This window comes from Streptomyces tardus, assembly GCF_018101125.2.
Classification (GTDB): domain Bacteria; phylum Actinomycetota; class Actinomycetes; order Streptomycetales; family Streptomycetaceae; genus Streptomyces; species Streptomyces tardus.
In genome coordinates this window covers 3,224,415-3,248,835 of sequence record NZ_JAELVF020000001.1, presented here as the reverse complement: position 1 = coordinate 3,248,835, position 24,421 = coordinate 3,224,415, and the positions used below count along the sequence as shown (strand labels likewise).

The window sequence follows — 24,421 nt, the reverse complement described above, 5'->3', positions numbered from 1 at the left end:
TTGCTATGTCGACAAGTCACCGCGCCTGCCGCCCGGTTGGGCGCCGGTGACCCTCGACCGGCGCCCGGGGGCGGTCAGTTGGTGAGGCCCTTGACGCCGTCGCGGACCGATTCGTACCAGCCGACGACGGTGTCCCAGAACGCCTGGCCGTCGGCGATCCAGTCCTGGACCGGGGTGAAGTTCCAGACGAGCCAGATGATCAGCGCGAAGACGAGGATCACCATCAGACAGCCCTTGAGACAGCCGAGGCCCGGGATCCGCATCGGGTTCGCGCTGCGCTGGCGGGGCTCCCTGGGCCGACGCGGCTCCGGCTCAGGCGGCCGCTGCTGACGGCGCGGCGGCGGCTCGGGCTCGTACCGCTGGGGCTGCGGCTGGTAGCCGCCCTGGTAGCCCTGGTGTGCCGGGTGGCCCTGCTGCCCGTAACCGTCCTGGTACTGCTGGCGGCGCGGACGTCCGTAGTCGGGCGGGGGCTGCTGGTGCTGCGCAGGCGGCGGGGGCTGCTGCTGCGGGGAGGGACGCCGCGGGCGGCGGCGGAGCGGGTCCTCGCTCGGGTCCAGCGGACGGTACTGGGTCTGGTCGTTGCGGTCCCTGGCGGCCCGCATCTGGTTCTGCCAGGGATGCGCGCCGTCCCCACCGCCGTCACCAGGGCCGCCGGGCACGGGAGGCATCACGCTGGTGGCGTCCTCGCCGCCGCCCTGCCCCGCGCCCTGCCCCTGCCCGGGGCCGGTCTGCGGCAGCACGCTCGTCGCCCCGTGCGGATCGGCGCCCGAACCGGTGGGCAGCACCTGGGTGGGCTCCGCGTCCCCGCTTCCGCCGCCCACGCCCTGGCCGCCGCTGCCCGGCACCGGGGCGGGCTGCGGGTCGGGCGCCAGCAGCCCGGCCACGCCGAGCGCCGCGGCGTACTGCTCCGGTGCGGCACCGGGCGCGAGCCCGGAGGCGACCGTACGCAGTGCCCGGGCGAGGTTCTCCGCGCCGGGGCGCTCCTCGGGCCGTTTGCGCAGGCAGTGCTCGATGACCGTCCACATCGGCTCGGGCACCTGCTCCGGGCGACGCGGCTGCTCGCTCAGGTGCCGGTGCAGCACTTCCAGCGTGCTGCCGCCGCCGAACGGGGGCTGCCCGGTGAGGAGTTCGTAGAGCAGGATGCCGGCGCCGTAGATGTCGACGGCGGAGGTCTGCGGCTTGCCCTCGGCCGACTCCGGCGCCACATAGGCGGGAGTGCCGACGAACTCGTGGGTCCGGGTCAGCCCCGGGGAGTCGGCGATCCGGGCGATGCCGAAGTCGGTGAGCATCGGGCGCATCCCGTGCTCGCCCTCGGTGATCAGCACGTTCGCCGGCTTGAGGTCGCGGTGGACGATGCCGTCCGCGTGGCTGGCGGCGAGCGCGTCCGCGACCTGGGCGGTCAGCAGCGCCGCGCCGACCGGCGAGAGCGGACCGTTCTCGCGCAGATAGCGGTGCAGGTCGGGGCCGTTGATCAGGTCCATCACGAGGGCGAGCAGATCGCCCTCGACGACCAGGTCCCGGGTGCGGACGATGTTCGGATGGGTGAGCCGCAGGAGCACGGAGCGCTCCCGCAGGAACCGCATCACGACGTCGGCGTCGTTCGCCAACTCCTCTTTGAGCACCTTGATCGCGACGAGCTCGCCCGGCTCGCCGGCCACGGCTGCCTCGGCTCCCGCGGTCTCGCGCTGCCGAGCCCGCCATACGGTGCCCGTGGCGCCGCGTCCCAGTGGCTCCTCGAGCAGGTACTTGCTGCCTACCGGCCGCACGTCATCGGCTCCCTGATCGTGGTCGTCGCTCACCGCGGGCGGGGCCCGCGCACCTGAGGCGTCGGAGTCCGCCACCGCCGCGCCACGACCTCGGTCGGCACACGGCGGACGGACCTGTCCGGGCCAACTGTAGTGCCGGGCACCACCGGCGCTCACCCTTGTCCCGAGGCCCGGCGCACCGGCATCGCGAGCGGCCGGGACCGTCGGTGCGCACCCGTCCGCCCGGCCCGCCCGTTCGCGACCCCGGGCCCGGGTGGCAAGACGTGGCGCGCAGTCATTCGGTTGCCAAGTGACCACGAACCGATCCGGAACCGGTTGCGATGACGATCACCGGACGGGCAGTCATGGCCGGAACACCGGTCAACTCCGTTGTGAACTCGGCCACATATGATCCCTCGTGTGCATCTCCCCAGCCAATCAAGATCATTGGAGGCCGTGGAGGGCACAGATTGTCGGCAGCAGGTGCGAGGATGCACCCCACGGTCTGGCACGTGGTTGATGAACCGGGAGGGGCCGATGCCGAACCAGATCCGGCTCACAGTCCTCGGACCGCGCGGCGGTGCGAGTCAGCACAGTGGTGAGTGCGACGTGCTCGTGACGGCCCCGCCGGGCACCGTGCTCGCCGCGATCACCGGCGGCCTCGGCGCGGCCCTGGCCTCCACCACCGGGCCGCCGAGCGGCCAGGGCCACCCGAGCGGCAGCTCCGGGGGCGGCGAGAGTCCGGTCCGGAGCACATCGCCGAGCGGCGGCGAGTCCGTGGCCGTGTACGCCGGCAGCCGCCGGCTCGACCCCCAGCGACAGATAGTCGGCGAACCCCCGCTGACCGACGGCGCGGTGATCTCCCTCCACGGCCCCGTGCGCGACCCCGCCTCCCCCACGCCCGACAGCCTCCGGCTGGAGACCGTCTCCGGCCCCGACGCCGGCGGCGTGCACCTCCTGCACGGCGACCTGATCCGAGTGGGCCGCTCCGTCGACGCCGACGTCGTGCTGGACGACCCGGACGTCTCGCGGCTGCACTGCGTGGTCGCGGTGGCGCCCGACGGCGCGGTGACCGTCGCCGACCTGGGCTCCACCAACGGCACCGCGGTCGACGGCGCGCCGGTCGGCGACCGCCCGCGCCCCCTTCCCCCCGGCGCGGTGCTGCGAGTGGGCGAGTCCGAGCTGTGGCTGCGCTCGGGAGCGCTGCGCGCGGCGGAGGCGTCCGCAGGCGCGCCGCCCCGGCCCCCGACAGCCGCCGCGGGCGGCGCTCCCACCGGCGCGACCACGCACGGCGCCGGCGTGCTGGGCGGCGCGGCCGGAGTCCCGCCGTACGACCCCGAGCCCTCGTACGACGCCGGGCCGCCCTACGGCCCCGAGCCCTCGTACGACGCCGGGCCGGTCTACGACGCAGTCCGGGCCAGGGGCGCCGCGGAGAGTGCGGCGGAGGTGCCGCGCCCACCGGCCGGCCCACCGTCGCTGCCGGAGCAACGGCGCGCTCGTGGAGGCATCGGCTGGGGTCGGCGGCGCTCCGGCCGCGAGTCGGACCGGATGCCCGATCAGCCCACCCGTACCGCCACCGGGCCGATGGGCAACGCCGGTGCGCACGGCGGCCGTTCACTGCCCGACGCCGCGCTGCCCGGCGCCGCGTCCGACCGCGGCGCCCGCGCGTCCCGGGGCGCGCACGTCACGGGCGGGCCGGGCGGCAGCCGCTGGCCGGACCCCGCCGAGCTGCTGCTCACCGCCTTGGACGAGGGCGAGCGCCGCTGGGAGCGCGACCCCGCCCACGCCGACGCGCTCACCGTGCGAATCGGCACCGCGCGGTACGGCTCGCGCCCCTCCGTGCCGGTCACCGTCGATCTGAGGGAAGCCCGCTCGCTGGGGCTCGCCGGCCCCAGGCCCCGGCTGCTCCCACTCGCCCGCGCCGTGCTGGCGCAGCTGACCCTGCTGCATCCGCCGAGCGACCTGGAGGTCGTCGTGCTCGCCTCCGGGCGCGGCCGGAGCGTCGAGGACTGGAGCTGGCTCGGCTGGCTGCCCCATCTGCGGCCGGGTCAGGGGCAGGACTGCCGACTGCTGTTCGCCTTCGACCGGGACCAGGCCGCCGCCCGTACCGAGGAGCTGCTGCGGCGGCTGGAGGACGGCCCGCTCGGCAGCGGCTGGGTGACGGCGGAAGAGGCGGAGATCCGTTCCGCAGCCGCCGCCCACAACGGACCGTCGACCGTGCTCGTCGTCGACGGCGATCCGGGTACGGCCGAGCTGCGCGAGTCGGTCGCGCGCCTGGCCGGTTCGGGCGCGGCGTGCGGAGTGCATGTGATCTGCCTGGCCGAGACACCTCCCACCACCGCGACCTCGCCGTTGGCGGACACCCTGTCCGCCGCGTACTCCACCTTCCCCGCCTTCCGCGGCTGCGGGGCGCTGGCACTGCTCAGCGGCGCGGTCGCCACCGCGGTGCGCGTGGTGCGCCGCGGCGATTCGCCGGCGGGTGAGCTCGCCACCGTCGACGGCGTCTCCGCCGCCTGGGCCGAGCGGTTCGCCCGTGCGCTGGCGCCGGCGCGCGAGACCGCCCCGTCCGCTGCCGGTGACCACCGCAGGCCGGCCGCCGCGCTGCCGCCCGCCGCCCGGTTGCTGGACGAGCTCGGTCTTGCGCGCGCCACGCCCGCCGCGCTGCTGGCCCGTTGGGCCTCCACCGCCGACGGCGCGGGCGGAGCGAGCAGCGTCAGCCTGGTGCTCGGCGCGGGCGGACGCGGAGCGGTCGCGACCGACCTCGCGCAGGACCGCAGCCATCTCTTCGTCAGCGGCGGAGCCGGCAGCGGCAAGACGGAGCTGCTCTGCTCGCTCAGTGCGAGCCTGGCCGCGGGCGAACGCCCGGACCGGCTCGGGCTGGTGCTGGTGGACGGCGCGGGCGAGGGGTTGCGGCCGTGTGCCGAGCTGCCGCACGTGATGACGTATCTGAGCGCGGGCGACCCGGTGCGGATGCGGGAGTTCGCCCGTTCCCTCTCGGCCGAGCTGAAGAGGCGCGGCGAGCTGCTCTCCGAAACGGGGTACGAGGCGTACGTCCGGCAGTCGGCCGCGGGCGCCTCGACCGAGGCACTGGCCGGCCCGCAGGGAAGCCGCTCCACCGGCGACGCCGACCGCGGCACCCTCCGGCTGCGTGCCGGCCGCAGGGCCGCGATTCCCTCCGGCGGCAGCGCCACCACCGCACTGCCCCGGCTCGCGGTGCTGGTCGACGACTTCGACGCGCTCGTCGATCCGGCGCTGGGCAACCCCGGTCGTCCCGCGGCCGGTTCGGTCGTACGGGCACTGGAGGCGGTCGCGCGGGACGGCGTCCGGCTCGGCATCCATCTGATCGCGGCCACCGGCCGCCCCGATCGCACGGCACAGACCGTCACCGACCAGAGCTCGGCGCTGCGGGCGTCCATAGGCGGCGACCCCAGTACCGACGAGCACCGCCCGGGCCGCGGCGTGCTGCACCGCCCCGACGGAGAGGTGGCGACCTTCCAGGGCGCGCGCGTGACCGGCAGGATTCCGCGGACGGCCACCACCCGGCCGACCGTGGTGCCGCTGGACTGGGCCAGGGAGGGCGACCCGCCGTCCCGTCGGCCCGTGCGCGAGCTGGGCAACGGCCCGACGGATCTCGCGCTGCTCGCCAGCGCGGTGGAGCGGGCCGCCCGAGAGGCCGGCGCCACTCCCCCGCCGCCGCTGGTCGCCGCGGACTGACTCCGCGCGGTCGGGAGCGGCGCGGGCGCGCCGCGCGGTCGGGAGCGGCGCGGTCCGACTCGCGCGGTCGGGAGCGGCACGGGCGCACCGCGTGCGGGCGTTCACCCGGCCCGTACGGACCGGCCGGCGCGGCAGGCACGTTGCCTCGGAACGCCTCCGGCGTGCCGGGCCGGGTCTTCGCATCCGCTGCCCGAACAGGACGGTCTGCCCTCCTGGCCGGCGGCCTCGTGGCGCGCCCCGGCCCCGCCGCGGCTCGTACGCCGTGGGCCCGCCGGAGCCGCGGCGGCTCCACTCCACTGCACCAGGCCGTACCCCGACCGCGCTGGGCCGAACGAACCATTTCGGTCCGGACCTCGGCCGAGTGCGCGGTCTCGGCGTGCGTATCACCCATTATCGGGTTAATCAGACCGCGCCCACCTGTGGATGTGCCGTGCCTCGCTTCAGCATCATCGTTCCCGCCCACCAGGTGCAGGCATATCTGCCCGAGTGCCTGGAGTCCGTGCTCAAACAGACTTGTACCGACCTGGAGTTGATCCTCGTCGACGACGGTTCACCGCCCGACTGCGGCGAGTTGCTCGCCGAGTACGCCTCCCACGACAGCCGCGTCACGGTGCTCCGGCTGCCGCGGCACTCGGGCCCCGGCCCGGCCCGCAACGCCGGGCTGCGCTACGCAAGCGGGGAGTACGTCCTCTTCCTGGACAGCGACGACGCCCTGACGCCCGGGGCACTGGAGGCGATCGCCGACCGCCTCGCGGCCACGGCCGACCCGGACGTTCTGCTCTTCGACCACACCAGGACCTTCTGGCACGGCGGCAACGACCGGAGCGAGGGCCCGCCGCTGGGCCCGCTGACGGAGCAGGAGCCTCAGGTGGTCCGGCTCCGCGACCGGCCCGCGCTGCTGCGGGTCGCCCCGTTGGCGTGGAACAAGGCGTACCGCAGGGAGTTCCTCGTCGAGCAGGGCGTGCGGTTCCCGCCGGGCGCGTACGAGGGCATCCCCTGGACCTGGCACACCCTGCTGACCGCGGAGGCGGTCGCCGTGCTGGACCGGGTGTGCGTCCGGCACCGGCTGCGCAGGCAGGGCGGCGTGCTCGGCTCCTCCCCCCGGCGCCACTTCGACATCTTCGGCCAGTACGACCGGGTCTTCGCCCTCCTCGACGAACGCCCCGACCTGGCGCGCTGGAAGTCCGCTCTCTACCGGCGGATGACCGACCATCTGGCCGGGCTCTTCCTCACGCCCGGCCGGCTGCCCAGGTCCGGACGCACGGAGTTCTTCCGGCGCAGCAGCAAGCAGTGCCTGCGCCACCAGAGCGCCGCGGGTCGGACCGACCTCACGCAGCTCCTGGTGCGGCTCGGTGCCCGCCGAACCTTCCGGCTGCTCTGGTCGGCCAGGGGGTGGGGCAGCCGGCTGCGCGGCACCGCCGGTTCGGTGCGCGGCGCCGTGCTGCGGCTGTACCACTCGCTCCAGTCACGACGCCGTCCGGATCCCGCACTCGCGGTCTTCCTGCCCACCCCCTCCCAGGGACGCCAGGAGTACGGCGGCGACCTCGGTGCGCTGGAGGAGCGGGCAAGGGTGTTGGTCCCGGGGCTGCGTACGCTCTGGGTCGCCGGCGACGAGGCGGCGCCTTCGCTGCCCGAGGGCGTCAGCCGGGTGCGCCCGGGCTCGGCAGCCCACTGGACGGCGCTGGCCCGCGCCAAGTACCTGCTGAGCGACGGCGACTTCGGCCCCCGCCGGCACAAGCGTCCGGGCCAGGTGCTGGTGCAGACCCACACCGGCACCCCGCTCGCGCTGGCGGGGCTGGACCGGGGCGAGCACCGCGAGGACGGCGCCGCCGACCTCACCCGACTGCTGGAGCGGGTCGACGACTGGGACTACAGCCTCTCGGCCGGCCGCCACGCCACTCTCGCGCGGGAGCGCGCATACCCGGGCAACTACACGGCCCTGGAGTACGGTTCGCCGCGCAACGACGTCTTCCACCGCGCCACCGCGGAAGAGGTCGCCCGCATCCGCGCGCAGCTCGGAGTCCCGGCGGGCGCGGTCGCGGTGCTGTACGCCCCGGTCCGCCGCGACTACCCGCACGGCGGGGGCTCGGAGCTGGAACTCTCACGGCTGGCGAGCGCGCTGGGGCCCGGCTATGTCGTCCTCGACGCCCGTTCCCCCCGCCCGCGCGCCGAACTCTGCCTGGCCGCCGACGTGTTGGTGACCGACTATTCGCCGATCATGTTCGACTACGCGGTGCTCGACCGCCCGATCGTGCTGTACGCCCCGGACTGGGAGACCTACCGGGCCACCGCCGGCACCTACTTCGACCTGCTGTCCGCCCCTCCGGGCCCGGTCGCGGGCGATCTGGAGTCGCTGGTCGGATGCTTCCGCGGGAACACCTGGCGCTCGGCCGGCTCGCGCGCGCTGCGGGCCGCGTTCCGGACGCGGTTCTGCCCCTACGACGACGGGCTCGCCGCGGAGCGGGTCGTGCGTTCGGTCTTCCTCGACGGCTCGGCGCTCGCCCCGGTGGTACCGGCGGAGCTGCGCCGGCCCGCACCGCTGCCGCGGGAGGAGGCGGCGCGGGCGGTGATCCATCCCGCGCGCACCGGCTCGGGCTCCGCGGCCGGCGCTCCCCCGCAGGGCGCCCGGACGTGAGCAGAGCGGGGCGGCCCGGGAGGAAACGCTCCCGGGCCGCCCCGCTCCCACGGTCCGAAGCCGGCGACGCGACCTCCGGCGGTGCTGCCCGCCGGAGACCCGCCGCCCGCTTCCGGCCCGCGGCTGCTGCTAGCGGTTGCTGCGCAGCAGGGTGCGCATGGTGCGCATCGCCACCGAGAGATTTGCCAGATCGAAGGTGTCCGACGCCTTGATCTCGTCCAGGGTGCCGAACGCGCGGCCGAGGACCGCGGCGTTCTTCTGCTCCCAGGCCTCGAACTGCTCCTCGGCACTGGCGCCGCTCTCGCCCACGGCCAGCACATCGGCCGTCAGCAACTGGTGGGCCGCGTACAGGTCCTCGCGGATCGCCGCACGAGCCATCGACTGCCAGCGGTCGGCCCGCGGCAACTCACTGACGCGGTCCTGCAGCTGGCTGATCCCCAGACGGTCGGCGAGATCGTAGTAGACCTCCGCGACGTCCAGCAGGTCCTTGCCGGTGCGCTCCGCCACCGCGACCACGTCGAGCGCGGGGAAGACCGAGGAGAAGCCGGCCACCCTCTGGGCGAGCGCGGCCGGGACCCCGGCGGACTCCATCTCGTCGTGCAGCTTGCCGTACCAGCTGTGGTCCTCGCCCTTGAGGAGCTTCGGCAGCGCCTCCCAGACCGACTCCACCCGCTGCTGGAAGAAGTCGACGGTCTCGCTGAGCTGGAGCGGCTGCGGCCGGTTCCCCAGCAGCCACCGCGTCGCCCGCTCGACCAACCGGCGCGAGTGGAGCCTGATCCGGGTCTGCACCTCGGCCGCGACGACGTTGTCCAGAGCCCCGACCTCGCCCCAGATCCCGTTGATGTCGAAGATCGCGCGGGCGGCGGTGTGCGCCCTGACGATCTCCTCCATCGAGGCGCCCGACTCCTCGCGCAGTCGGTGCAGGAAGGTCGAACCGCCCACGTTCACGGTGTCGTTGACCAGCGCGGTGAACACCAGCTGGCGGTGGAGCGCGTGCTGGTCGATCTCGGTCGCGAAGCGCTCCCGCAGCGGACGCGGGAAGTACTCGTGCGCCAGCCGCCGCAGATACGGGTCGTCGGCCAGCTCCGTGTCGACCAGCTCCTCGGTGAGCGTGATCTTGGCATAGGCCAGCAGCACCGCCAGCTCGGGCTGGGTCATTCCCTGGCCGGCGGCGAGCCGCTCGGCGATCTGCCGGTCGGTGGGCAGGTGCTCCAACTCGCGGTTGAGCCGACCGGACTCGCCCAGCTTGAGCATGAAGCGCTGATGGGCCTGGAGCAGGCTGGGCGCCGTCTCCAGTGCGTTGGCCAGGACGACGTTCTGCGCGTAGTTGGAGGCGAGCACCAGCTCGGCGACCTCGTCGGTCATCTTCGCGAGCAGGGCGTTGCGCTGCTTGACCGTCAGATCGCCCTCGGCAACGACGGAGTTGAGCAGGATCTTGATGTTCACCTCGTGGTCGGAGGTGTCCACACCGGCGCTGTTGTCGATCGCGTCGGTGTTGATCCGGCCGCCGCTCCTGGCGAACTCGATACGCCCGAGCTGCGTCAGGCCCAGGTTGCCGCCCTCACCGATGACCTGCGCGCACACGTCCTCGCCGTTGACGCGGATCGCGTCGTTGGCCTTGTCCCCGACGTCCTGGTTGCTCTCGGCGCCGGCCTTCACATAGGTGCCGATACCGCCGTTCCACAGCAGGTCCACCGGGGCCTGGAGGATGGCCTTCATCAGATCCGGCGGGGTCATCTTGGCGATGCCGGGGCTGATACCCAGTGCCGCCCGCGCCTGCGGACTGATCGGGATCGACTTCGAGGTGCGCGCATAGACGCCGCCGCCCTGCGAGATCAGTCCGGTGTCGTAGTCCTCCCAGGAGGAGCGCGGCAGCTCGAACACCCTGCGCCGCTCGGCGAAGGAGGTCGCGGCGTCGGGGTCCGGGTCGAGGAAGATGTGCCGGTGGTCGAAGGCGGCGACCAGCCGGATGTGCTCGCTCAGCAGCATGCCGTTGCCGAACACGTCGCCGGACATGTCACCGATGCCGGCGACGGTGAAGTCCTCGGTCTGGGTGTCGTGGCCCAGCTCCCGGAAGTGCCGCTTGACCGACTCCCAGGCGCCCCGGGCGGTGATGCCCATGCCCTTGTGGTCGTAGCCGGCCGAGCCGCCGGAAGCGAAGGCGTCGCCGAGCCAGAAGCCGTAGGAGGCGGCGACCTCGTTGGCGATGTCGGAGAACTTCGCGGTGCCCTTGTCGGCGGCGACCACGAGATAGGTGTCCTCGGCGTCGTGGCGCACCACGTCCGCGGGCGGCACGACCTCGCCCTGCACCAGGTTGTCGGTGATGTCCAGCAGGCCGGAGATGAACGACCGGTAGCAGGCGATGCCCTCCGCCAGCCAGGCGTCCCGGTCCTTGGCGGGATCGGGCAGCCGCTTGCCGACGAAACCGCCCTTGGCTCCGACCGGCACGATGACGGTGTTCTTGACCTCCTGGGCCTTCACCAGCCCGAGGATCTCGGTACGGAAGTCCTCCTTCCGGTCCGACCAGCGCAGCCCTCCGCGGGCCACCTTGCCGAACCGCAGGTGGACGCCCTCGACCCGCGGCGAGTACACCCAGATCTCGTAGGCGGGCCGCGGCGCCGGCAGATCGGGCACGGCCTGCGGGTCGAGCTTGATGGAGACGTAGTCGTGCGGCTCGCCGTCGGCACCGCGCTGGAAGTAGTTGGTGCGCAGGGTCGCGCGGATGACTGTGAGGAAGGACCGCAGCATCCGGTCCTCGTCCAGGTTGGCCACCCGGTCCAGTGCGCCTTCCAGCTCCTCCAGCAGACCGTCGATCAGCTCGGTGGCGGCGTGCTGGCGGTCCGGCGACAGACGCGCCTCGAAGAGCGAGACCAGCAGCCGGGTGGTGTGCACGTTCCGGCGGAGGGTCTCCTCCATGGTCGTCTGGCCGAACTTCGCGCCAGCCTGCCACAGGTAGCGCGCATAGGCCCGGAGCACCATCGCCTGGCGCCAGGTCAGCCCGGCGGCCAGCACCAGTGCGTTGATGCCGTCGTTCTCCGCGTGGCCGTGCCAGACGGCCGCGAAGGTGTCCTGGAAGCGCGCCCGGGCGTCCTCGCCCATCCCCTGGATCTGCTCCTGCGGCATCCGCAGCCCGAAGTCGTAGATCCACGCACGGGTGCCGTCCGCGGGGCGCAGCTCGTACGGCCGCTCGTCGACAACCTCCACGCCCATCGACTGGAGGATCGGCAGCACGGCGGAGAGCGAGACCGGCTCGCCCGTCCGGTAGATCTTGAAACGGCGCTCGCCCGGGGCGGCGCCGACCGGCTCGTAGAGGCTCAGCGCGAAGTCGCCGCGCCGGCCGTCCTCGCCCTCCTCGCGCAGCTCGTCGACGTGCTGGAGGTCGGCGACGGCGGCGCGGGGAGGAAAGTCGGCCTTGTACCCCTCGGGCAGGGCGGTGCCGCCGTAGCGGTGCGCCAGCTCGGCGGCACGCTCCTCGCCGTATTCGGCAAGCAGCGCGTCGACGAATCCGTCGGCCCAGGACCTGGCGGCGTCCACCAGCCGGGCCTCGATGCGGTCGACGTCCGCCTCGGTGAGCTCGTCGAGCTCGGTGCCGGACTCGACCCGGATGACGAAGTGCAGCCGGGAGAGCACCGATTCGGTGTTCCACGCGGTGAAGTCGACGTTGGTGCCGCCGAGCTCCTCCATCAGGATGTCGATCAGCCGCAGCCGGACACCGGTGGTGTACCGGTCGCGCGGGAGGTAGACCAGCGCGGAGTAGTACCGGCCGTACTCGTCCTGGCGCAGGAAGAGCCGCAGCTTGCGGCGCTCCTGGAGGTAGAGGACGGAGATGGCGACCGAACGCAGGTCCTCGACCGGGATCTGGAACAGCTCGTCGCGCGGGTAGGTCTCCAGGATCTGGAGCAGGTCGCGGCCGTCGTGGCTGTGTGCCGAGAAGCCGGCCGCCGTCAGCACGCCCTCCACCTTGCGGCGGATCACCGGGATCTGGCGGACGCTCTCCACGAAGGCCGAGGCGGCGAAGAGGCCGAGGAAGCGGCGCTCGCCGATCACCCTGCCCTCGGCGTCGAAGCGCTTCACGCCCACGTAGTCGAGGTAGGAGGAACGGTGCACGGTCGCCCGGCTGTTGGCCTTGGTCAGCACCAGCAGGCGGTGCTCGCGGGCCTTGGCCCTGGCCCCCGCGCTCAGGCGGTTGAACGAGGGCGAGACGGGGTGGCCGTCGTCCTCGCCGGTGTGGCTGGGGTCGGCGCGCAGCACTCCGAGCCCCGTGCCGGGGACGGGCTTGAGCACATCGTCGGTGCCCTCGTCGGTGCTGACCTCCTCGAGCGCGTACTCGCGGTACCCGAGGAAGGTGAAACGGTCGTCGGCCAGCCAGCGCAGCAGCTCCCGGGCCTCGCCGACCTCGTCCTCGGAGAGGTCGTCGGTGGGCTCCCGGGGAAGCTCGTCGGCGATGCGCAGCGCGGTGCCCCGCATCTTCTGCCAGTCCTCGACGGCCTCGCGCACGTCCGAGAGGATGCGCCGCAGATCGGTGGTGATCTCCTGGAGATCGCCGTTGTCGGTCTCCCGGTCGATCTCCACATGGATCCAGGACTCGACCAGCGCGTCCTGCGACAGGCCGTCCCCGCCCGGCTGCCCGGGCAGCACCCGCGGGTCCCGCGATGTGTCGAGGACCTCCAGCAGCTTGCCGGCCACGTCGCGCCGCACCACCACCTGCGGATGGATCACCAGGTGGATACCGCGCCCCTGGCGGCTCAGCTCGTTGGTCACCGAGTCGACCAGGAAGGGCATGTCGTCAGTGACGACCTCGACCACGGTGTGGGTGCAGGTCCAGCCGTTCTCGTCGACCGTCGGGGTGTACACCCGGACGTTCGCGGTGCCCTGCGGTCGCTCCTGGCCCAGCCGGAAGTGGGACAGCGCGGCGCCCAGGACATCGACCGGGTCGCGGTCGGCAAGGTCCTCCGGAGCCGTGTGCCGGTAGAACCGCTGGAGGTACGGGAGCAGAGCATCACCTGCGAGGCTCTGGCCCGGGAAGCTCCCGCTCGGGCTGCTGTCAGCGATCTGCGCTGCTCGTACGAGCAGATCGGCCTTGGCTTCGTCCAGCTTGGTCTGCATGTCCTCTGGCTCCTGTCGCGCGCCGTTGCGTGACGTCAGATGGGTGGAGGCACAACGTCGTTCGAGAGTTGTTCTTCGGGAACTGCCGCTCCCGCACGACGGTACGCCGGTCGGCAAAGTCAGCGGCTGCCCGGGTGCGGGTGCACCTCGGGTCGGCCGGGGCGACGGCACCGTCGCTCGCCCGGTCCGCAACTCTTGCGGATATAGCGCTGATCACGGAGGTCAGGCTATCGCTCATACCCGTGCTTCCGTCATGAGCCACATGTGTACAAAACCGGATGGGGAAGTTTGACGTTCTGCACAGCGGAAATCAGTAGAGGTTCCGCTGAGTGTCAACGTCGCTTCGAAACAGGCCGGCGGGACACGGCCGGGCAGGTGGTCGCCGGGTGGACAGGCGGTCACCCGGCCGGCCCGCGAGCCCGGCACGACCGTCAGCCGGCTATCCGCTCGGCGGTCTCGACAGCCTCGGCGAGCGAATCGACCACCGGCACACCCGCCTCCCGAAGGCTGCGTCTGCTGTGCGAGCCACCGGTGTAGAGAACCGCGTGCGCCCCCACGTGCGCAGCGGCCTTCGCGTCGTCGAGGGCGTCACCGATCACCACGGTGCGCTCGGGCGTCAGCCCCTGCACCTCCACGAGCAACTCCCGGACGTGGCGGGCCATCTGCTCGGCTTTCCCCGCACTCGGGCCGCTCGGGTCGCTGCCGTCGATCCGTACGAAGTGCTGGTGGATGCGGTGGCCGTGGACGAGCGGCACCAGATGCTCGTGCGGGGCGAGCGAGCACAGGGACTGGGTGAACCCGGCGGAGCGCCGCGAGGCGAGCAGCTCCGCAGCGCCTTCGGCGAGGCCCGCGTCGGCGACCCGGGCGAAATAGTGGCGGTGGAAGGTGCTGTCCAGGACCGCGAACTCCTCCTCGCTGGGCAGACGCCCTGTCAGCCGCTCGTAGAAGCGCGGAACCGGGACGCAGTACAGGTCGCGGTACCGGTCGAGGGTGATGGTGGGCATGTCCAGCTCAGTGAAGGCCGCGTTGGTCGCCTCGATGACGGTGTGGATGTCGTGCAGCAGCGTGCCGTTCCAGTCCCAGACGATATGGGTCCCCCGACCGGGGGCGCCGGGCTCCGACGGCAGGAGCGACTCGGGGACAGGCTGCGTGGACGGCGGGCTGGAATCCATGCTCACGAAGGTACGGGCTGCCACTGACATCCCGACACCGGGTCCCGCGAGAGGCCCCGCCGCACCGGGCGGCGGGGTGCGGGGAGCGGCAGCGAGGAGGGAGAAGGCGGACCGCCGGCCGAGCCGGGGAACAGGGCCGGGGGTTGGCGCTGGGCGTCGGCGCTGGGCGTCGGCGCTGGGCGTTGGCGCTGGGCGTTGGCGTCAGGGCGTTGGCGTCAGGGCCGGACGAGTTGGTCGAGCTCCTGTACGCCGTACCAGAGCAGTTCGTGCTCCACCGCGTCCTCGACGATCGACAGCGCCTGCGCCTCGCCGCGGTCCGCCGCCGGTTGCGCCCCACAGGCTTCGGCGAGGTCCCCGGCGGCGTCGGAGTCGTCGATGTGCAGCGCCGCGACCCGCTTCAGCGGCACCGCCCGGCTCAGCCGCACCTCGCCGAGGCCCTCGGGGTCGAGCGGCTGCGCCACCTCGGCCTCCACGAGCTCGTCGGAGACGTCCGCTGCCGCCACCACGCGCCGCGGGTCCCCGCGTTCGGGCTCGGTCAACGCAGCCAACAGGCGCAGCGAGGCACGGGCGGCGCGGCCGAGCGCGGTGTACTCCAGCTCCTCCTGGTCCTCCGTTCCGCACCACTCGCGCAGAGCGGGCGTCACGGCGTAGGCGACGAGCGGGGCGGGGGCCAGCTCTCGCGCGGCGTGCGCCGCCTCGAGATCGCGGAAGGTGAGCGGTACGTAGACACGCATAAATGCTGCTTTCGTGTGAGGCCTGAGCACGCTGAAGGCCAGGATACGGCCTGTGAGCGGACAGCTCTGAACTCTTATAGCCGCTAACGGAAAGGGAAAATCGCAGGTCAACAGCGTACGACGACAAGGCGGAAAGGGTCACCACCCATACGGTGGAACTCCGGTGGAGCAAGATCAACGCATTGCGGAAGGGGTGCCGATGTCGCTACAACCAGTACCGAAGCTACTGCCCGGTAGCGACGGTCGATCTCTCGAGCACGGGGTTTCCATGGCACCTGACCAGTTCCGGACCGCAACCACCACCGCACCCCGCACCACGCGCACCACTCGACCCGCCGGCCGCAGGGACTCCCGCAGGCCCGCCCGTTCCGCGGTTCTCGCCGCCCAGCGGCTCCGCGACAACCGCACTCCGCACCACTGGTTCGCGCAGCGTCTGCTCGTCGTCCTCAGCGGGCTCGCACCCGTGCACAGCCTGCTCGGGCACACCAGCGGAGCCGCGTACGACCAGCTGGTCGGGCTCGCTCCGCTGACACCGCTCAGGGACATCCGCGCCTGCGGGCCGACCACTCCGACGCCGGTGCTGGAGCAGGTGCGCGGCACGACGCCGAGTCACGGCGTGATCGAGGCGTACGCCCGGGTGTCCGCCGGCGAACGCTCGCAGGCGCTCGCCTTCCGACTGGAGCGCGGCGACGACGGGCGCTGGCGCTGCTGCGCCGTGGAGCTCGGCCTGGAACCCCAACGCGCGGGCTGACCGTCCGCCCAGCCCGCCCAGGCCCCGCAGCCGGCCACAGCGCCGCTGCGGCCTCGCTGGGGCGGCGGCGCCACACGGCGGGCACCGCCACGCAGCGGAGACGGGCGCACAGCAGACACGGGGAAACGGTCACCACACACAGACCGGGGCCGGGAGTCCACACGGTGTGGACTCCCGGCCCCGGTCGGAGACGACTCGCGTCACTTCTTGCGGCGCTTGCCGCCCTTCTGCGCCTTGCGGCGCTCGGCCCGGGTCTGGCCGTCGGAGGAGGTCGTGGCCGCCTTCGGCGCCTCCTCGTTGGTGAAGTCGCCCTCCACCACGCCGCCTTCGCCGTCCACGGTGGGGGCGGAGAAGTGCAGCCGGTCCGGCCGCTGCGGGGCGTCGAGGCCCTTGGCCCTGATGGCGGGACGGGCACCGGCGGGCACCGCGTCCTCGGGCTCCTTCTCCAACGAGTGGCCGGACTCCTCGCGCTCCTTCTGCTTCACCGGAACCTCCTCGACCTGCTGCTCCACCTGGACCTCCAGGTTGAACAGATAGCCGACGGACTCCTCCTTGATGCCGTCCATCATCGCCTGGAACATGTCGAAGCCCTCGCGCTGGTACTCGACCAGCGGGTCCTTCTGGGCCATCGCGCGCAGGCCGATGCCCTCCTGGAGGTAGTCCATCTCGTAGAGGTGCTCACGCCACTTGCGGTCCAGCACCGAGAGCACCACGCGACGCTCGAACTCGCGCATGACCTCGGCGCCGAGCTCGCTCTCCCGAGCCTCGTACTGCTTCTCGACGTCCTCGCAGACCGACTCGACGATGAAGTCGGCGGTCAGACCCTCGCGGTCGCCGGCCTCGTCCTCGAGGTCCTCCACGGTGATGCCGACCGGGTAGAGCTGCTTGAAGGCGCCCCACAGGCGGTCCAGGTCCCACTCCTCGGCGAAACCCTCCACCGTCTCGGCCCGCACATAGGCCTCGATGGTGTCCTCCATGAAGTGCTGGATCTGCTCCTTGAGGTCCTCGCCCTCCAGGACGCGGCGGCGCTCGCCGTAGATGACCTCGCGCTGCCGGTTCAGCACCTCGTCGTACTTCAGGACGTTCTTGCGGATCTCGAAGTTCTGCTGCTCGACCTGGGACTGCGCAGAGGCGATGGCGCGGGTGACCATCTTGTTCTCGATCGGCACATCGTCGGGAACGTTGGCCATCGACATCACGCGCTCGACCATCTGGGCCTTGAACAGACGCATCAGGTCGTCGCCCAGCGAGAGGTAGAAACGGGACTCGCCCGGGTCTCCCTGACGGCCGGAACGACCGCGCAGCTGGTTGTCGATACGCCGCGACTCGTGCCGCTCCGTGCCGAGGACGTAGAGGCCGCCGGCCTTCGTCACCTCGTCGAACTCCGCCTCGACCGCCTTCTCGGCCTTCGTCAGGGCGGCCGGGAGCGCGTCCTTCCACTCCTCGATGTGCTCGGACGGGTCGAGGCCCTTGGCCCGCAGCTCGTCCTCCGCGATCACCTCGGGACTGCCGCCGAGCTTGATGTCCGTACCGCGGCCGGCCATGTTGGTGGCCACGGTGACGGCGCCCTTGCGGCCGGCGTCGGCGACGATCGCCGCCTCGCGCTCGTGGTTCTTCGCGTTGAGGACCTCGTGCTTGACACCGCGCTTGGTCAGCTGCTTGGAGAGGTACTCCGACTTCTCCACCGAGGTCGTGCCGACGAGGATCGGCTGCCCCTTGGCGTGCTTCTCCTCGATGTCGTCCACCACGGCCTCGAACTTGGCGACCTCAGTGCGGTAGATCAGGTCCGCCTGGTCCGCGCGGACCATCGGGCGGTTGGTGGGGATCGGCACGACGCCGAGCTTGTAGATCTGGTGGAACTCCGCCGCCTCGGTCATGGCCGTACCGGTCATGCCCGAGAGGGTGTCGTAGAGGCGGAAGAAGTTCTGCAGGGTGATGGTGGCGAGCGTCTGGTTCTCGTCCTTGATGTCCACCCCTTCCTTCGCCTCGATCGCCTGGTGCATGCCCTCGTTGTAGCGGCGGCCGGCGAGGATGCGGCCGGTGTGCTCGTCGACGATCATGACCTCGCCGTCGATGACGACGTAGTCCTTGTCGTTCTTGTAGAGCTCCTTGGCCTTGATGGCGTTGTTCAGATAACCGACGAGCGGGGTGTTGACCGACTCGTAGAGGTTGTCGATGCCCAGCCAGTCCTCGACCTTGGTGACACCGGACTCGTGGATGCCGACGGTGCGCTTCTTCTCGTCGACGTCGTAGTCGCCGGTCTCCGGCTTCTGGGTGCGGACGTCGGCCGCCTCGCCCTTCTCCAGCCGCTTCACCAGCTTGGCGAAGTCGCCGTACCACTTGGTGGCGGAGTCGGCGGGGCCGGAGATGATCAGCGGGGTACGGGCCTCGTCGACCAGGATGGAGTCGACCTCGTCGACGATCGCGAAGTTGTGGCCGCGCTGGACGAGCTCCTCCTGCGACCACGCCATGTTGTCGCGCAGGTAGTCGAAGCCGAACTCGTTGTTGGTGCCGTAGGTGATGTCGCAGGCGTACTGCTCGCGGCGCTGGGCCGGCTTCATGTTCGCGACGATGCAACCGACGGACAGGCCGAGGAACTTGTGGACCCGGCCCATCATCTCGGAGTCGCGCTGAGCCAGGTAGTCGTTCACCGTGATCAGGTGAACTCCCTTGCCGGACAGGCCGTTCAGGTACGCGGGCAGGGTGCCGACGAGAGTCTTGCCCTCACCGGTCTTCATCTCGGCCACATATCCCATGTGCAGCGCGGCGCCGCCCATCATCTGGACGTCGTAGTGGCGCTGGCCGAGCACGCGCTTGGCGGCCTCGCGGACTGTCGCGAACGCCTCGGGGAGCAGGTCGTCCAGGCTCTCGCCGCCCTCGTGCCGCTCCTTGTACTCGTCGGTCAGAGCACGCAACTCGGCGTCGGAGAGGTCGATGAAGTCCTCTTCGATGGAACTGACCTGGTCCGCGATGCGGTGCAGCTTGCGCAGGATCTTGCCTTCGCCTGCACGCATGAGCTTGTTGAAGACGGACACGGGGGTTGGTCTCCTTGCCGGTCGGGCCTGGCGCGGTCGGTACGTACGCATTCCGTACGGTGCGGGGCTCCCACGGCCTGTCGAGGGCGTACCGCACCGGCCATCGTATGCGAGGGGCGTCTGCCCCTGTACCCCCAACGTGCTGGAGACCCGGATGGTGCCGGCGCCGGTGTTGGATAATAAGGACATGCAACCACCGACGCTCACCACGGAGCGGCTCGTACTGCGTCCTCTCGAACCGCGGGACGCCGAGGCCGTTCACCGGGCCTGCCAGGACGCGGACATCCTGCGCTGGACGACCGTACCCAACCCGTACCAGTTCAAGCACGCGGAGGAGTTCGTCGGAGTCATCAGCCCGGCGGGGTGGAGCGGGGACACTCTCTACAACTTCGGGGTGTTCACCGCGGACGGGACGTTCGTCGGCTCGATGGGGCTGGTCGGTCTCACCCGGCTCGGCGCGCCCGAGTGCCGCGCCGAGCTCGGCTTCTGGACCGACCCGCGGCAGCGCGGACACGGGTACACCGCGGAGGCCGCACGGGCCGTCGCGCGGTGGTCGTTCCGCGAACTGGGCGTCGAGCGCCTCGAGTGGCTCGCCGAAGTGGGCAACGAGGCTTCGCGGGCGGTCGCACGGAGCGTCGGTTTCGTGATGGAGGGGACACAGCGCGCACGGATGGTCAACGCCGGTGTCCGCAGGGACGTGTGGGTGGGCGCGCTGCTCCCGCAGGACTTCGGCATATCGGCCCGCACGCCGTACCGGCCCGGCGGCTGAGCCCGGCCTCGCCGAGGTCGGCGCCCTCCCGGCCGGCCGGGAGGGCGCCCCCTTCACGCCCCGTGGCGCGGCGGGCTCGGGCGTCTCCGCTCCGAACACCGTTCCCTGCGCGGGTCGTACGCCGCCGAGTCCGGCAACAGCCGCCGGGTAACGGGTTTTGGGGGCCGGTACTGCCGGGGCCGGGGGCCGCCGCCCGTACGCACACCGGCGCCCCCGCCGGTGCGCCTCGTACGGTGCGTCGCCCCGAGCGGTGCGGTTGCCGTACTCCCGTGTCGCACTGCCGTGTTGGTACCTGCCGCCGTACGTTGCCGTTTCCGCGCGGCCCCGACCGGCGGTACGGCCGCAGCGGCGACCGGCCTGTCAGTGGTACGACCTAGGCTGGCCGCATGACTACTCCGGCGCTGAATCTCTCCGCCGACGAGGCTCGTCGCATCGCCCTGCGGGCTCAGGGGCTGCTCGGCGCCCCCGACCGCGCGGCCGGTGTCCGCGGCGTGCTGCGCGCTCTGGGAGCGGTGCAGTTGGACACGATCTCGGTGCTCGCGCGCTCGCACGAGCTGGTGCCGTACGCGCGGCTGGGCTCGGTCCCCAGATCCACCGTGGAAGCCGCGTACTGGTCCGGCACGACCTCCTTCGAGTACTGGTCGCACGCTGCATGCATCCTGCCGATCGAGGAGTGGCCGCTCTTTGCCTTCCGGAGACGGGAGCGGCGGGCGGCCGGGCGGCGCTGGCACACACTGCCGGACGCGGACGCCGTCTGCGCGCGGGTGCTCGACCACCTCCGGGGCGAAGGGCCCTGCACCGCCTCCGAGTTGGGCGGCGCGAAGAACGGCGGGGAGTGGTGGGACTGGTCGGAGACCAAGATCGCGGTCGAGCTGCTGCTCGACCGCGGCGAGGTCGTCTGTGTGGAGCGGCGCGGCTGGAAGCGGGTCTACGACCTCGTCGAGCGGGCCGTGCCGGTCGGGCTGCGCCACGACGAGCTGGCAGACGCCGAGTGCCTGCGGCAGTTGGTCGCCCAGGCCGGCGCCGCGATGGGCGTCGCCACCCGCGCGGACCTGGCGGACTACCACCGGCTCAAAGCGGCCCAGGTGGAGTCCGTTCTGCCCGACACGGGGCTGGTTCCCGTCACCGTCGAGGGCTGGGAGAAGGCTGCGTGGGCCGATCCCGGCGCGTTGGAGGCGTCTGCGAGAGGCCGTCACCGTACGACGCTGCTGTCGCCGTTCGACTCCCTGATCTGGGACAGACCGCGTACCGAGCGCATCTTCGGCTTCACTCACCGCCTTGAGGCGTACGTCCCCAGACCCCGCCGGGTGCACGGGTACTTCGCGATGCCGCTGCTCGCCGGAGGCCGGCTGGCGGGCCGGGTCGACCCCGCCCGCGAAGGCACCGCCCTGGTGGCGCGGCAGGTCTCCATGGCCGACCGCAGCGCTGTGCGCCCGATGGCGAAGGCCCTGGCGGAGGCGGCGAGTTGGGTGGGCTGCACGGAGGTGCGGATCGAGCGCTGCGACGATCCCGAACTGTCCCGGGAGCTGCGGGCAGTGCTCAGGGCCGGCGACCACTGAGGCGGCTCATCGGGCCCCGCCCGGGGCTGCGGCGACCGTGAACCAGCACACCCAGCACCCAGCACCCAGCACCCATGAACTGCGCCGGACTCGGGCGGAATCGGGTCGTCGGCACGACGGGCCGACCTGCGCGAGCGCCCAACGCCTGCCGTCTCGTCGCTCGGCACCACCGAACCCGGGGTGCACCTGCCGTGGCCCTGGAGAGCTCTAGCGGATCTCCAGGATCTTCTCGCGCATCGCGTAGACAACAGCTTCCATGCGGGAGTGCAGCTGGAGTTTCTCCAGGATGTTGCGCACATGGTTCTTGACCGTGTTCTCGCTGATGAAGAGCTCTTTGGCGATGTCGCGGTTGTTCATTCCGGTGGCCACGAGCTTCAGCACCTCCAGCTCCCGATCGGTCAGCTTCGGGGCGGGCACCAGCTTGCTCTCGTCGGTGCGCTGGATCATGGACTTGAACTCGGTCAGCAGCTTCGCCGCCATGGAGGGGCTGATCTGCGACTGCCCGTCCGCCACCGCCCGAATCGCCGCGGAAACCTCGTCGGTGGAGATCTCCTTCAGCAGATAGCCGGTCGCCCCGGCCTTGATCGCCTCGTAGAGGTCGGCTTCCTCGTCGCTGATGGTCAGCATGATGATCTTGGCGCTCGGTGCGACCTCTTTGATCGCCGTGCAGGCCTCGATGCCGCCTCGCCGAGGCATCCGCACGTCCAGCAGCACGATGTCCGGGAGGAGGTCGGCGGCCTTGTGAACGGCTTCGGCTCCGTCACCCGCCTCACCGATGACCTCGATGTCCTCCTCCTGCGCGAGGACGATCTCCAGGCCGCGGCGGAAGAGCTCGTGGTCGTCGACCACCAGCACCCGGATCGGCTCGGGCTGCGGCATGTCGGTTCGGAGCACGGCTCGCTCGGGCCCGCGGTTCCGGTAGGCGTCGGGCATCATCGGCCCGAAGCTGTCCGTCATTCGTCCTCCCCCTGCAAAGCCATGCCGTGTCCAACGCAGTCATCGCCAACCAGGCTGAGCAGGAGGCCGGTTGGACAGTAATGCCCATGGTATAGGCGTGGCGGCAGGCAGTTGACGCGACAACGGGGGCCTTGTACGGCGCACCGAAGCGTGCCGAGCGCGTGCGGGGTACACACGGGTGCGCACGGGCACCGCCCCGGCCCGGCAGTGCTGCCGGGCCGGGATACGAGTCAGACCCACTCAGCCACCGAGGGCACCACCGGCGCCGTGGGGCGGCTCCTCGACGAAGGGGTCCGGGTCGAGGTGGATGACGCCGTAGTCGTACGCGTGCCTGCGATAGACCACGCTGGGCTGCTTGTTGTCGGAATCGACGAACAGGTAGAAGTCGTGCCCGACCAGCTCCATCTCGTAGAGGGCCTGGTCAAGCGTCATCGGTGCTGCCTTGTGCGTCTTCTCGCGGACGATGATGGGGCCCTCGCCCTGGACCTCCAAGGGGCCTGCCCTGGTCACGACGGTCTCGGTGGCCGGCTCGTCCGTCGACGGCGCTCCAAGCTCTCCGTTGCCGTTCAGAGTGGCGGCGTCGGGGACCATGGCGGCGACGTCGCTGGCCGGGATGCGTCCGTTGCCACGGCGCGAGGTGCGCTTGTCGTGACGCCTGCGCAGGCGGGACTCCAGCTTCTCCGCTGCGAGGTCCAGCGCCGCGTACGCGTCGGCCGCGGCTGCCTCGGCACGGATTACGGGTCCCCGGTGGCGGAGGGTGATCTCCACCCGGTCGGAACGCTCCGCCTGACGCGGGTTGTGCTCCTTGGACACCTCGACGTCCAGACGGATCACCTTGGCGTCGAACTTCTGGATCTTCTCCAGCTTGAGCTTCTCGGCCACGTGCTTGCGGAACCGCTCCGGAACCTCTGTCTTACGGCCCTTGACGACGATGTCCACGCAGAACTCCGTTCCCGGACGACTCCGCGACGATGCGGAGTGCATCCTTTGTGCACTGGTGCCGAACAGCGCCGGGGCTACCGGCCGCTCTCCGGCGTTACGTCGGGTTGCGACTTCCACCTCCTTCTCCCCCACTGGGAAGATCGCCATTCCCTCTGGTCGAGAGACGGCTAGCAGAGTCGGGGAAACGCGACGAACCGCGCATGTTCCGCTCGGTGGAACAAATACTGCTTCCTCACCTCCGAAAATACCCCTCTCGGGGGAAGGTCGGCACCCCCTACCGGTGCGTACCTCAGCAGTCATCACCTCCCCTTCTCCTCACCACCTGCAACGACACGGCGCTCCCGGCAGTTCCGGAGCCGCGCACATAGGCACCCGGTGTCAAACGGGAGACCCGGGGGCCGAGCGCGTACGGCGGCGGGCCGGTCGCCCACCGGCACACCGCTCAGGTGCCCGCTCGCGACCCCCTGGGGGCCGCCACCACCGCGGCTCCCACGACCGTGCCGCCCGCCGCCCGCACCGCACGTGCGGCCTCCGCCAGTGAGGCCCCGGTGGTCAACAGGTCGTCCCCCAGCACCACCCGCCGGCCCCGCAGCAGGGACTCCGCTCCCGCACGTACGGCGAAGGCGCCCCGTACGTTCGCGGCCCGCTGTTCGGCGGTCAGCCCTGCCTGATCGGTCGTCCGTCGCGCCAGGCCGAGCGCCGGGAGCAGCTCTGTGTCCGTGTTTTCGGCGCGCAGTCGGGCCGCCGCCGCCCGGGCCAGCCGCAGCGTCGGATGGTGGCCGCGCGCGGCCACCGAGCGTCGGGAGGACGGCACCGGCACCAGCAGGACCGTCCTCTCGCCCGAGCCCGCGGCTGCCCCGCGCACGCCGTTCTCGCGCCCGGCAGCCCCGCGCGCCGGGCCCCGGGGGGCCCTGTCGATCTCTCGATGCGGCGGCTCCGCAGAGGCGCCCGTTCCGAGTCGCTCGGCCCTCAGTGCCACCCGCACCGCACCCGCCAGTGCTTCGCCCAGCGGCCCGGCCAGACGCAGCACTCCCCGCTCCTTGTGCGCCAACAGCGCCGCCCGCACCGCGTCCGCGTACTCCGCGCAGGCGTACACGGCGGGCAGCCCCGGCGGGCACGGACTCGGCCGCACCCGGCCGAGCACCCCCGCATCGGTCAACTCCCTTGCGCAGTCGGCGCACCACGCCTGTCTCGGCGCACCGCAGCCCGCGCAGTCGACCGGCAGCACCAGGTCGACCAAGTGCTCCCACCACGCCATGACGCCCCCATCCCTCGCCCACCCGCCGTACGCCGGTCCAGACG

At 71.9% G+C, this 24,421-nt stretch carries 13 protein-coding genes; 5 read left to right on the top strand and 8 right to left on the bottom strand.

Annotation, left to right across the window (positions count from 1 at the left end; translation table 11 throughout):
• Nucleotides 1–74: 74 nt before the first annotated feature.
• Nucleotides 75–1,766, bottom strand: a complete 1,692-nt coding sequence (locus JGS22_RS13880) for a serine/threonine-protein kinase (RefSeq protein ID WP_216814982.1) — start codon at nucleotides 1,764–1,766, stop codon at nucleotides 75–77.
• Between the two features lie 516 nt (nucleotides 1,767–2,282).
• On the opposite strand from JGS22_RS13880, the gene JGS22_RS13875 reads away from it, so the two are divergent.
• Nucleotides 2,283–5,459, top strand: coding sequence for an FtsK/SpoIIIE domain-containing protein (locus JGS22_RS13875; protein ID WP_216814981.1), 3,177 nt, complete (start codon nucleotides 2,283–2,285; stop codon nucleotides 5,457–5,459).
• Between the two features lie 430 nt (nucleotides 5,460–5,889).
• The gene (locus JGS22_RS13870; RefSeq protein WP_211039807.1) at nucleotides 5,890–8,094 is read left to right on the top strand and encodes a bifunctional glycosyltransferase/CDP-glycerol:glycerophosphate glycerophosphotransferase; all 2,205 of its coding nucleotides are present in this window, start codon (nucleotides 5,890–5,892) and stop codon (nucleotides 8,092–8,094) included.
• Nucleotides 8,095–8,223: 129 nt separating this feature from the next.
• Here JGS22_RS13870 and JGS22_RS13865 read toward each other — a convergent pair whose 3' ends face one another.
• The 3 genes from JGS22_RS13865 to JGS22_RS13855 all read right to left on the bottom strand — a co-directional run bounded on the left by JGS22_RS13865 (nucleotide 8,224) and on the right by JGS22_RS13855 (nucleotide 15,106).
• Nucleotides 8,224–13,200, bottom strand: coding sequence for an NAD-glutamate dehydrogenase (locus JGS22_RS13865; protein WP_211039808.1), 4,977 nt, complete (start codon nucleotides 13,198–13,200; stop codon nucleotides 8,224–8,226).
• 431 nt (nucleotides 13,201–13,631) lie between these two features.
• Nucleotides 13,632–14,372, bottom strand: a complete 741-nt coding sequence (locus tag JGS22_RS13860; protein WP_211039809.1) for an HAD family hydrolase — start codon at nucleotides 14,370–14,372, stop codon at nucleotides 13,632–13,634.
• 215 nt (nucleotides 14,373–14,587) lie between these two features.
• Nucleotides 14,588–15,106, bottom strand: coding sequence for a DUF6912 family protein (locus tag JGS22_RS13855; protein ID WP_211039810.1), 519 nt, complete (start codon nucleotides 15,104–15,106; stop codon nucleotides 14,588–14,590).
• A gap of 268 nt (nucleotides 15,107–15,374) precedes the next feature.
• On the opposite strand from JGS22_RS13855, the gene JGS22_RS13850 reads away from it, so the two are divergent.
• Entirely contained in the window at nucleotides 15,375–15,857 is a 483-nt protein-coding gene (locus JGS22_RS13850) for an Rv3235 family protein (protein WP_211039811.1), read from the top strand.
• A 200-nt stretch (nucleotides 15,858–16,057) separates the two neighbouring features.
• Here the strand turns inward: JGS22_RS13850 and secA are convergent, their stop codons facing one another.
• Nucleotides 16,058–18,892 carry a preprotein translocase subunit SecA gene (gene secA, locus JGS22_RS13845; RefSeq protein ID WP_211039812.1) on the bottom strand — a complete coding sequence of 945 codons (2,835 nt, stop codon included), beginning with the start codon at nucleotides 18,890–18,892 and terminating at the stop codon, nucleotides 16,058–16,060.
• 187 nt (nucleotides 18,893–19,079) lie between these two features.
• On the opposite strand from secA, the gene JGS22_RS13840 reads away from it, so the two are divergent.
• Both JGS22_RS13840 and JGS22_RS13835 read left to right on the top strand, forming a co-directional pair.
• On the top strand, nucleotides 19,080–19,661 hold the full coding sequence (locus tag JGS22_RS13840; RefSeq protein ID WP_211039813.1) for a GNAT family N-acetyltransferase: 582 nt from the start codon (nucleotides 19,080–19,082) through the stop codon (nucleotides 19,659–19,661).
• Nucleotides 19,662–20,047: 386 nt separating this feature from the next.
• Nucleotides 20,048–21,220: a winged helix-turn-helix domain-containing protein gene (locus tag JGS22_RS13835; RefSeq protein ID WP_211039814.1), complete on the top strand. Its 1,173-nt coding sequence runs from the start codon at nucleotides 20,048–20,050 to the stop codon at nucleotides 21,218–21,220.
• Nucleotides 21,221–21,427: 207 nt separating this feature from the next.
• Here JGS22_RS13835 and JGS22_RS13830 read toward each other — a convergent pair whose 3' ends face one another.
• From JGS22_RS13830 to JGS22_RS13820, 3 genes are all read right to left on the bottom strand, one after another.
• Complete coding sequence (locus JGS22_RS13830; RefSeq protein ID WP_211039815.1) at nucleotides 21,428–22,177, bottom strand: response regulator; 750 nt, start codon at nucleotides 22,175–22,177, stop codon at nucleotides 21,428–21,430.
• Between the two features lie 240 nt (nucleotides 22,178–22,417).
• Entirely contained in the window at nucleotides 22,418–23,116 is a 699-nt protein-coding gene (gene hpf, locus JGS22_RS13825) for a ribosome hibernation-promoting factor, HPF/YfiA family (protein WP_308405661.1), read from the bottom strand.
• A gap of 445 nt (nucleotides 23,117–23,561) precedes the next feature.
• Nucleotides 23,562–24,377 carry a ComF family protein gene (locus tag JGS22_RS13820; RefSeq protein WP_211039817.1) on the bottom strand — a complete coding sequence of 272 codons (816 nt, stop codon included), beginning with the start codon at nucleotides 24,375–24,377 and terminating at the stop codon, nucleotides 23,562–23,564.
• Nucleotides 24,378–24,421 lie beyond the last annotated feature (44 nt).